Raw genomic sequence first — 10095 nt, forward strand, 5'->3', positions numbered from 1 at the left:
TTCAGGAGCTCCAAGATGGCAGCAGCGCATTCACGTCAGGACGCGTCCGATCCGCTCGACGGCATTGCCGAAACCCTCGACCGGGCCGCGATCGCCGGCATGGCGCAGCTGACCAGCGGACTCTCGCCCGCGACGATCCTGCAGGCCTTCTCCGACTGGGGCATGCATCTTGCCAGCTCGCCGGGCAAGCAGTTGCAGCTGGCGGCCAAGACGACACGCAAATTCATGCGGTTCGGCGACTATGCCGTGCGCAGCATCGGCGACCATGACGCTGCTCCCGCAATCGAGCCGCTGCCGCAGGATCGTCGCTTCGTCGATCCGGCATGGAAGGAAGCGCCTTTCAACCTGATCGCGCAGGCTTTCCTTCTCAACCAGCAATGGTGGCATGCGGCCACGACCGGCGTGGTGGGCGTCACGAGGCATCATGAAGACATGGTCGCCTTCGGGATGCGGCAGATCCTCGACACGATGGCGCCGACCAATTTCGTCGCGACCAATCCCGTCCTCCAGAAGCGGATATTCGAGACCGGCGGGCAGTGCCTTGTCGAGGGCGCCAGGCTATTGCTGCAGGATATGCAGCGCACCATGCGCGGAGAGCTGCCGGTGGGTGCCGAAGCGTTCGAGGTCGGGAAGGACGTTGCAACCACGCCCGGCACGGTCGTTTATCGCAACGAGTTGATCGAGTTGATCCAATATGCGCCCACCACGGACAAGGTTCGGCTGGAGCCCATCCTGATCGTGCCGGCCTGGATCATGAAATATTATATTCTCGACCTGTCGCCGGAGAACAGCCTTGTCCGCTGGCTGACCGGGCAGGGCTATACGGTCTTCATCATCTCCTGGCACAATCCCGTCAGCGCCGATCGCAATCTCGACATGGAGGCCTATCGGCGGTTGGGCCCGATGGCGGCGCTTGATGCGGTGACGGCGATCACGGGGTCGCCGGCCGTTCACGCCGTCGGCTATTGCATCGGCGGCACTTTGCTGTCGATCGCGGCCGCGGCGATGGCGCGCGACGGCGATGAGCGGCTCGCCACCATCACCCTGTTCGCCGCGCAGACCGAATTCAGCGAGCCGGGCGAGCTCGGCCTGTTCATCGACGAGGCGCAGCTCAACGTGCTCGAGAACATGATGTGGAGCAAAGGCTATCTCGACGGCACGCAGATGGGCGGAGCCTTCCAGATCCTGCGCTCCAACGACCTTGTCTGGTCGCGGATCCTCAATACCTATCTGATGGGCGAGCGCGAGCCGATGTCGGACCTGATGGCCTGGAACGCCGACGGCACCCGCATGCCCTACGCCATGCACAGCCAGTATCTGCGCCGCCTGTTACTTGACGACGATCTCGCCGAGGGGCGTTACAAGGCGGATGGCCGGACGATCAGCCTGTCGGCGCTGCGCAGGCCGATGTTCATCGTCGGCACCGAACGCGACCATGTCGCGCCGTGGCGCTCGGTTCACAAGATTCACATGCTGAGCAGCGCCGAAATCTGCTTCGCGCTGACCAGCGGCGGGCACAATGCCGGGATCGTCTCCGAGCCCGGGCACAAAGGGCGACGCTACCATATCCTCACCCGCGAGGCCGACGGCGCCGCGCTCGATCCGGACGAGTGGATGGCGCATGCGCGGTGCGGGACGGATCCTGGTGGGTCGCCTGGGAAGAGTGGCTGGCGGCGCGTTCGGGCGAGCCGGTCGCCCCGCCGCCGCTGGGCGCGCCGGACAAGGGCTATCCGGTCCTTGAGGACGCCCCGGGCCGCTATGTGCTGGAGCATTGAGCGGTGACCGTGACCGACATGATCGAGAACCGCACCTTCGACGAGATCGTCGTCGGCGACACGGCGAGCGTCGTCCGCACCTTGTGCGAGCAGGACATGCAGCTTTTCGCGCGCGTGTCAGGCGACGCCAATCCGGTGCAACTCGATCCGGCCTATGCCGCCACCGACATGTTCCATCAGGTGATCGCGCCCGGCATGTGGGGCGGCGGGCTCATTTCCGCCACGCTCGGAACCGAGCTCCCCGGTCCCGGCACCATCTATCTCAGCCAGACCCTGCGCTTCATCCGGCCGGTCTGTCTCGGAGATACCGTCACCGCCTCGGTGACCGTCACCGAGAAACGTGCGGAGCACCACGTCGTTCTCATCGACTGCCGCTGCGTCAACCAGAACGGACAGGACGTCATAACAGGGCAGGCCGAGGTCAAGGCGCCGACCCAGAAGGTCCGCGCCCCCCGGATGGCCTTGCCCGACATCCGCGTTTCCGATCATGATGGATATCGCAAGCTGATCGAGATGACGGCCGGCGGCGACGCCATACCGACCGCCGTAGCACATCCCTGCATCTCGCGGCGGTGGAGGCCGCCGAGGCCGGCCTGATCCAGCCGATTCTCGTGGGCCCCGAGGAAAAGATCCGGGCGGCGGCCAGGGACGCCGGCAAGGACATAACCGCTTTCCGCCTGATAGCCGCGCCGCACAGCCACGCCGCGGCCGCGCAGGCCGTGGCGCTCGTCCGCTCGGGTGAAGCGCGGCTCCTGATGAAAGGCTCCCTCCATACCGACGAGCTGATGGGCGCGGTGGTTTCCTCCGCGACGGGGCTCAGGACCGAGCGCCGTATCAGCCATGCCTATCTGATGGACGTGCCGGAGCACCCTACCCCGCTGATCATCACCGATGCGGCGATCAACATCGAACCGACGCTCGAAGAAAAGGCGGATATCATCCGCAATGCCATCGATCTCGCCCATGTCATCGGGATCGAAAGTCCCAAGGTCGCGATCCTGTCGGCGGTGGAGACAGTCAGCCCAACGATGCGATCGACGCTCGACGCGGCCGCGCTCTGCAAGATGGCCGATCGCGGTCAGATTTCGGGCGGCGTGCTCGATGGCCCGCTGGCGTTCGACAATGCGATCAGCGAGGCGGCAGCGAAGGAAAAGGGCATCGTCTCACCGGTGGCGGGCAAGGCCGAGATCCTGGTCGTCCCGAACATCGAGGCCGGAAACATGCTCGCCAAGCAGCTGACATTTCTCGGCGGGGCGGATGCCGCCGGCATCGTTCTGGGCGCACGCGTGCCTATCATCCTCACCAGCCGCGCCGACTCCCTGCGAACCCGGCTCGCCTCCTGCGCCGTCGCCGTGCTGCTCGCGCGCGCGGCCACCAAGGCCGCGCCGGGGCTGCCGGAAGGCAAGGCGCTGCCGTGAGCCGGGCCATTGTCAGCCTCAATGCCGGCTCGTCGAGCATCAAGTTCGCGCTGTTCACGCTGGGTCCGGATGGCCCGGAGCATGCCGCCGCCGGCAAGCTGGAGGGGATCGGCACCGCCCCCCATCTGGTCGCGCGTGACGCCGACGGCGCCGTCCTGATCGATCGGAACTGGGAGAGCGGCGCCGGGCTGACGCACGAGGCGCTGCTTCGGGAACTGTTCGATTGGGCGACGCAGCACCTGCCCGGACATGAGATCATCGCCATCGGCCATCGCGTCGTCCATGGCGGACTGGCGTTTGCGCGGCCGCTGCTGGTCGACGACGCCCTGCTCGCGGCACTGGATGCGCTGAGCCCTTTGGCGCCGCTCCACCAGCCGCACAATCTCGAGGCGATCCGGGCCATCCGCGCACTGGCACCCGCTCTCCCCCAGGTCGCCTGCTTCGATACCGCCTTCCATCACGGCCGGACGGAAACCGCCACGCGCTTCGCCCTGCCCCGCGCACTGCACGACAAGGGCATCCGGCGCTACGGCTTCCACGGTCTCTCCTACGAATATATCGCGCGGACACTGCGGGAAATCGACCCGGAACTGGCGCGCGGCCGGGTGATCGTCGCCCATCTCGGCAACGGCGCGAGCCTGTGCGCGATGCATGACGGCAAGAGCGTCGATACGACGATGGGCTTCACCGCGCTCGATGGGCTGATGATGGGGACGCGCTGCGGCGACATCGATCCCGGCGTCATTCTTCACCTTCAGACCCAGCTGGGCATGAGCGTCACGGAGGTAGAGACGCTCCTGTATCAGCAGTCCGGCCTGCTCGGCGTGTCGGGCGTGTCGAGCGACATGCGCGCCCTTCACCAGAGTCCGGATCCGCACGCTGGGGAGGCGATCGACCTTTTCACCTGGCGCGCGGCGCGAGAAGCCGGTGCGCTCGTCTCCTCTCTCGGCGGTGTCGACGGAATCGTCTTCGCGGCGGGCATCGGCGAAAACGATCCGGTCATTCGCGCATCGATCTGCGAGCGCCTGGCCTGGACCGGCCTGACCGTCGACCGGGACTTCAACGCACGCAATGCGCCGGTCATCAGCCAAGCGGACAGCAGGATCATCGCTCGCATCATCCCGACCGACGAGGAACGCATGATCGCGTTCCACACCCTTGGCGTCTTGCCCGCAACGGGAGGTGGACAGTGACACCGATTGCCCCCCATGTCGCCAAACCTCGACTCGCCGCCAGCATTGAAAGCGAGATCGCTGGCCGATCACCTGATGGAGCTTCAGGCTACCATTGCATCAGGCAGTGGCTTGCCAGTCACGGCAAAAATCTCGTCGGTCATCGTCGATCGCCGCCCCGCGTTCGACTTGGAGCGGCGCTCCCGCGATGACGACCGCGGATTGGCGCCTTTATGATCGCAACGGCGAGACGACGCTCCACACCATCGGCGACTGGACGGCGCTGGGCCTGGGGAACGCCCTGGTCCGATTGTCCGCACATATGGGTGGGCGTGACGAGGTCCGTCGCATCGACCTGTCCGACCTGGGGCGGATCGATACGGCTGGTGCGCTTGCGTTGTTGCAGTTCGTGGCGAAAGACGTCGATATCGACTGTGGCCCGCGAGAGGATCTGCATCGGTTGATCGCGCTCGTCCGGCCGGCGCTAGATGCGGAAATACCATCCCGGCAGGGTATCGGGGGACTGGTCGGCTTTTTCGACCGCTTCGGGCGCCACGTCGTTCATCTTGCCCGCGATGCATATGACATGCTGGAGTTCACAGGGCACCTCGTGGCCGCCATCGGGCGAACGATCATCCATCCCGGACGATTGCGGATAACGCCGCTCTTCGCAGTGATGCAGGACGCGGGCATCAACGCGCTGCCGATCGTGTTCACCATGACCTTCTTCATCGGGGCGGTGATCGCGCTCGTCGGCACCAATCTGCTGACGACTTTGGGCGTCGAGGTGTTTACGGTCGAACTTGTCGGTGTCGCCGTCCTGCGCGAGTTCGGCGTCGTCATCGCCGCGATCCTGCTGGCGGGCCGCTCCGCGTCCTCGTTCGCCGCACAGATCGGCGCCATGCGCATGAACCAGGAAACCGACGCCATGCAGGTAATGGGCGTCGACCGCTTCGACGCCCTCGTGATCCCGCGCGTACTGGCCGCGATCCTGATGATGCCGCTGATGACCTTCTGCGCCGATATTGGCGGCATCGCCGGCGGGCTGCTGGTCAGTTGGGCGACGATCGATATCAGCCCGGTCTTCTTCATTCAACGGACGCTCGAGACGGTCGCCATCAAGCATTTCTGGATGGGGATGAGCAAGGCGCCGTTTCTCGCGCTGGTGATCGCCGCCGCCGGCTGCCGACATGGCTTGATGGTGGGCGGCGATGTGCAGAGCCTGGGCCGCAACGTCACCTCTTCGGTCGTCCAGTCGGTCTTCATGGTCATCATGTTCGATGCGGTGTTCGCTGTGATCTTCACGGTGCTCGATCTGTGAGCGCGCCGTCCCCAACCAGCGACGGCGAGGCGCCGATCCGCATATCCGGCCTTCGCACGGCCTTCGGCAAGAAGGTCATCCACGAGAATCTGGATCTCGAAGTCCGCAAGGGAGAAATACTGGGTGTGGTCGGTGGCTCCGGCTCGGGCAAGTCGGTGCTGCTCAACACGATCCTCGGCCTCAAGCACCCCGATGGTGGGACGGTCGAGATTTTCGGACGGCGTATCGACGACCCAGACGCTCGTTCGGCGGTCGAGCGGCGCATCGGCGTGATGTTCCAGCAGGGCGCGCTGTTCTCGTTCCTGACCGTTCAGGAAAATGTCGAAACGCCGCTGCTCGAGCATGCGCGTCTGCCGAGAGACTTCGTACGCGATCTTGCCCGGTTGAAAATCGCGCTCGCGGGCCTTCCCGACAACGCCGGATCGCTCAAGCCGGCGGAGCTGTCAGGCGGCATGCGCAAGCGCGCGGGCGTGGCGCGGGCGATCGCACTCGATCCGGACATCCTGTTCCTCGACGAACCCACCGCAGGTCTCGATCCGATTGCAGCGAGCGAGTTCGACGCGCTCGTCACCACCTTGCGCCAGGCGCTCGGCCTGACCGTCTTCATGATCACCCATGATCTCGACACGCTTTACGCCATCTGCGACCGGGTGGCGGTCCTGGCGGAGAAGAAGATAGTCGCCGTCGCGACCATCGATGAACTTGAGCGATCGGACCATCCCTGGATCAAGCGCTACTTTCTTGGACCGCGCGGCCGGGCCGTCCAGAAAAAGGTGCGCTGATGGAACGCCACGCCAATTATGCCCTGGTGGGCGCTGTCTCGATCGTGCTGCTCATCGCGACGGTCGTCTTCGTGGTGTGGCTGGGCGGCTCGCAGTTCAGACGGGAGCACGACCCTTATCAGATCGTCTTTCATGGCCCCATACGGGGCTTGAGCGTCGGAGGCGAGGTCCAGTTCAACGGCATCAAGGTCGGGGAGATTGGGGAGATTCGGCTCGATCAGCGCGATCCCAACCGCGTGATTACGGATATCGAGCTGACGCGTGGGACACCCGTGCGTATTGATTCAGTCGCATCAACCGAGACCCAAGGCATTTCCGGCATCAGCATCGTGCAGATCAGTGCGGGGACGGCGAGCAAGCCGCTGCTCCAGTCAGTCAGTCGCAGCAAGCGCCCCGTTATCACCAGCAAGCCCAATGCGCTGTCCTCATTGTTGCAAGGAGGCGGCGAGATGGTGGCGAGTGCGACTCAAGCGCTGAACAGCGTGAACAAGCTGCTGTCCGATCGCAACATCGCCAATGTGGGCAGCGCCATACAGGATATCCGCGTGACTACCGCAGAATTGGCGGCGAACCGGGCAATGTTCGCCAATGCCGGCTCGGCGCTCGCAAAGCTGGACCGAGCCGCTAGCGACATCCAGGATGCAGCCTCGTCCGTCCGGCAAATCGCGGACGGCGATGGCAAGCGAGCCTTCGCCAATATTTCCGTGGCCGCAAACGAACTCAAGGGTGCGGTCCATGAGGCACGCGGCGTCATCGCCAAGCTTGATAGACAAAGTGCAGATATCGGCACCACGACGCTTCCCAACATCAACGCCACCATGATCAGTCTTCAGGACACGGCCGAGTCGCTCGACGGTCTCATCCGGCAGATCCAGCGGGATCCACGTCACGCGCTTGGCAAGGGCAGCGGCAGGGAACGGGAGCTTCCGCAATGAAACATTTTGCCGTCTTGAGGATATCTGCGGCCCTCCTCATTGGCTTACTCGCACTTTCCGGCTGTGGCAGCCTGCTCGGTGGCGGCGCGCGGGATGATCTTTTCCGTTTTGGCGTGCCGCACCTTCCCGCGCGCGCCTCGACAACGGCTGGGTACAGCCCGATGCCCAGAACCATTTCGCTCCTGCGTGTCCGCTTCGCACCGGAGATCGAAGGCGACCGCATCCTCACAACACAAGGCGAGCGCGCGCTCTACATGAAGGACGCGCGCTGGGTTGCGTCCGTTCCGGAGCTTTTTGTACAGGCGCTGGGCCGACAGTTCGGCGAGCGCGTACCGGCGATCCGGCTGGCGCCGCCTGGAAGCGCGGCTGGCGCATCACAGGCATTGCAAATTGGCATCGACAGGTTCGAGGCGCGCTACCCTCCGGAAGGTACAGAACAGGGTCCGCCGGCCGTGATCATCACCGGGGACGCGACACTGCTTGGTCTGCGGGATCGGCAGCCGATCGCATCCCGCCGTTTCACGGTGGAGGAGCCGGTGACCGCCAATAGCAAGAGCGGCATTGTCGCGGCGTTCGACCGGGCGGTGGCGCGTTATGCAACACAACTTGTCGATTGGACCGTGCAGGCGTCCGGCGCAGAAGTCATGGATATGAGGTCTCAGAAAGGTCAGAACGATGAGCAATAACCCAGTACATCTGGTCACGCGCAGCGGGCTCAAGCTGCTGGTGAGACCGGCAGGCGCCGAAGACGGGCCGATCCTGCAGGAGCTGTTCCACCATGTGAGCCAGGACGACTTGCGCTTTCGTTTCCTGTCCGGATTGAACGAGATCGGACCAGAGCAGCTCCGAGCCCTGATACCCCTGAACGACGGCAACATGGCGAGCTTCTTCATCGCATTCGCAGAGAATGGGACGCCGGTCGCGTCTGGCCTGCTCGCCTGGGATGTAGCAGTTGACCGGGGTGAGGTGGCAATTTCGGTACATGCCGAGTATCGAAACCATGGGATCGGATGGACGCTGCTTTCCTTTATCGCGGACGAGGCCGAATCGCGCGGCTTGAAAAGCATCGAATCGATCGAGAGCCGGGCCAATGTCGCTGCGATCGAACTGGAGCGCGATATGGGCTTCTCGGTTGCTGAATATCCTGGCGACCCGACCCTGACTCTCGTCGGGAAGCCGTTGAGCAACCGCGCACGGAGTGACACCCTGCCGCCCCGCGTTGATCGCCTCGCCCATGTTCCGGTCCAGAGGCTGGTCGCCGATATCGGTAATTCTCCACAGGGGTTATCCCGACAAAGCGGTAGGGACGGCGCGAAACAGATCGAAACTGCGGTCGAATGGCCGACATGGATTGTTGCGCTCAACCTCGGGCAAGAGCTCCAAAGTCCGAGCACCGTCAAGATGGGCTACAGCGTTTCCGGTACCGAGATCGACTCTACTTGCGCTGTGCGGACGGCGCCAACGCCCGCAACCCAGTGATCAGCGTGTCGAGCCGCTGTTCGGCTTCGCCTTGATCAGCCTCGGGATAGGCCGTCGCGACGCGAGCGCCCCAATAGCCTAAATCGACCGTCGTGAGGCTGAATTCAAAAGGAACGCCTTCGCGGCTGCCGCGGAACCGTCCGCGCCAGACGGCATCCTTTGGCATGTCGGGAAGAACGACCGGCCCCTCGGACAGCGGCGTGCTTTCATCGAAATAGCTGCGCGCAAGCCACTTCATGATCGTATAATGCTCCTTCGCCGACATTTGCTCGATATGAACCAGCGAGATGCGGGCAACGATCGTCGAACCGTGCACTGGCGAACGATATTCGACGGAAACATACTGGCCGCTGGGATCATATCCTTGCTCGGCTACGCGGGTGAATCCGGCGAGCATATGGGGAAAGCGCGCACCGCTTCCCACATGCACCAAGGTCCCGTCGGAATCGAGGCAGAAGCCCGCCGGGGCGGTCGCTTCGGCGGCAGCGGGCGCCGACTGGGCGGCGGTGTGTGCCGAAAGCCCAAGCAAAGCACTCAGAAAAAGCGGTACGATGCGTCGGAGATACGACTTCCTTTTCATTCAGGAAGCTTCGCCATGATGATGGCGGCGATCGCCATCATCAGTCCGGCTGTCAATCCGTACAGGAAAATGACGTCGATCGACTGACGAATTCTGTCCAGGGCGCGCATGGAGATTCTCCCTTTCCTTTGATGATGAGGAGAGTTTCGCTCAGCCGCGCTGGCGGGCCTATCGGTAGTGTTACTGAGGCCGCCGTCACCATGTGCCTGCTTATGCCATTGTCCCGATCGTCCTGCGGAACCGCGCGAGCGCGATCAGGAAAAACACCGCGCCGATCACGGCGATCGCGAGGAATTGCGGCCACACCACATCGAGCCCGGCACCGCGATAGAGGATCGCCTGCGCCATCTTGACGAAATGGGTGGTGGGCGCGGCAAACATCACCGTCTGCACGAACTCCGGCATGCTCTCGCGCGGGGTCACGCCACCCGACAGCAGCTGGAGCGGCAGCAGCACGAGCATCAACAGCAGCCCGAACTGCGGCATCGATCGTGCAATCGTGCCCATGAAGATGCCGATCGACGTCGTCGCGAACAGGTGGAGCCCCGCCCCGAGGAGGAACAGCGGGATCGATCCCTCGATCGGCACCTTCAATATTCCTTCGACCACCACCAGCAGCGCGAAGGCGCAGGC

Annotated in this window: 9 protein-coding genes and 2 pseudogenes; 8 read left to right on the forward strand and 3 right to left on the reverse strand. The window is 64.0% G+C overall.

The window, feature by feature from the left end:
- Positions 1-15: 15 nt before the first annotated feature.
- The 3 genes and pseudogenes from L3X40_RS19530 to L3X40_RS19540 all read left to right on the forward strand — a co-directional run bounded on the left by L3X40_RS19530 (position 16) and on the right by L3X40_RS19540 (position 4386).
- Positions 16-1775, forward strand: a pseudogene (locus L3X40_RS19530) (PHA/PHB synthase family protein).
- Positions 1776-1793: 18 nt separating this feature from the next.
- Positions 1794-3193 (forward strand): annotated as a pseudogene (locus L3X40_RS19535) (bifunctional enoyl-CoA hydratase/phosphate acetyltransferase).
- On the forward strand, positions 3190-4386 hold the full coding sequence (locus tag L3X40_RS19540) for an acetate/propionate family kinase (protein ID WP_237367074.1): 1197 nt from the start codon (positions 3190-3192) through the stop codon (positions 4384-4386). Before L3X40_RS19535 ends, L3X40_RS19540 begins: the two are co-directional and overlap by 4 nt.
- A gap of 139 nt (positions 4387-4525) precedes the next feature.
- Here the strand turns inward: L3X40_RS19540 and L3X40_RS19545 are convergent, their stop codons facing one another.
- Entirely contained in the window at positions 4526-4822 is a 297-nt protein-coding gene (locus tag L3X40_RS19545; RefSeq protein ID WP_237367075.1) for a hypothetical protein, read from the reverse strand.
- Positions 4823-4825: 3 nt separating this feature from the next.
- Between L3X40_RS19545 and L3X40_RS19550 the strand changes: the two genes are divergently transcribed.
- From L3X40_RS19550 to L3X40_RS19570, 5 genes are read left to right on the forward strand one after another with little or no spacing between them, the layout of a single operon-like run.
- On the forward strand, positions 4826-5686 hold the full coding sequence (locus L3X40_RS19550) for an MlaE family ABC transporter permease (protein WP_237367076.1): 861 nt from the start codon (positions 4826-4828) through the stop codon (positions 5684-5686).
- Positions 5683-6468: an ABC transporter ATP-binding protein gene (locus tag L3X40_RS19555; RefSeq protein ID WP_237367077.1), complete on the forward strand. Its 786-nt coding sequence runs from the start codon at positions 5683-5685 to the stop codon at positions 6466-6468. Before L3X40_RS19550 ends, L3X40_RS19555 begins: the two co-directional genes overlap by 4 nt.
- A complete protein-coding gene (locus tag L3X40_RS19560; protein ID WP_237367078.1) occupies positions 6468-7403 on the forward strand; it encodes an MlaD family protein in 936 nt (311 codons plus the stop codon). Before L3X40_RS19555 ends, L3X40_RS19560 begins: the two co-directional genes overlap by 1 nt.
- Complete coding sequence (locus L3X40_RS19565) at positions 7400-8089, forward strand: ABC-type transport auxiliary lipoprotein family protein (protein ID WP_237367079.1); 690 nt, start codon at positions 7400-7402, stop codon at positions 8087-8089. Before L3X40_RS19560 ends, L3X40_RS19565 begins: the two co-directional genes overlap by 4 nt.
- Positions 8079-8882: a GNAT family N-acetyltransferase gene (locus L3X40_RS19570; protein WP_237367080.1), complete on the forward strand. Its 804-nt coding sequence runs from the start codon at positions 8079-8081 to the stop codon at positions 8880-8882. Before L3X40_RS19565 ends, L3X40_RS19570 begins: the two co-directional genes overlap by 11 nt.
- Here L3X40_RS19570 and L3X40_RS19575 read toward each other — a convergent pair.
- Positions 8839-9462 (reverse strand): hypothetical protein, encoded by a 624-nt coding sequence (locus L3X40_RS19575; RefSeq protein ID WP_237367081.1) that lies wholly within the window; start codon positions 9460-9462, stop codon positions 8839-8841. The two genes, L3X40_RS19570 and L3X40_RS19575, sit on opposite strands and share 44 nt — an antisense overlap.
- Before the next feature lie 210 nt (positions 9463-9672).
- Positions 9673-10095: ABC transporter permease (locus L3X40_RS19580; RefSeq protein WP_237367082.1), on the reverse strand; the 423-nt coding region annotated here is incomplete at its 5' end.

The sequence above is a fragment of the Rhizorhapis sp. SPR117 genome (assembly GCF_021742065.1).

What these genes read in the sequence shown, in the direction of transcription:
- L3X40_RS19545 (WP_237367075.1), bottom strand. Translation starts at nt 4,822, where the DNA reads ATGCAGATCCTCTCGCGGGCCACAGTCGATATCGACGTCTTTCGCCAC.
- L3X40_RS19560 (WP_237367078.1), top strand. Translation starts at nt 6,468, where the DNA reads ATGGAACGCCACGCCAATTATGCCCTGGTGGGCGCTGTCTCGATCGTG.
- L3X40_RS19565 (WP_237367079.1), top strand. Translation starts at nt 7,400, where the DNA reads ATGAAACATTTTGCCGTCTTGAGGATATCTGCGGCCCTCCTCATTGGC.
- L3X40_RS19570 (WP_237367080.1), top strand. Translation starts at nt 8,079, where the DNA reads ATGAGCAATAACCCAGTACATCTGGTCACGCGCAGCGGGCTCAAGCTG.
- L3X40_RS19575 (WP_237367081.1), bottom strand. Translation starts at nt 9,462, where the DNA reads ATGAAAAGGAAGTCGTATCTCCGACGCATCGTACCGCTTTTTCTGAGT.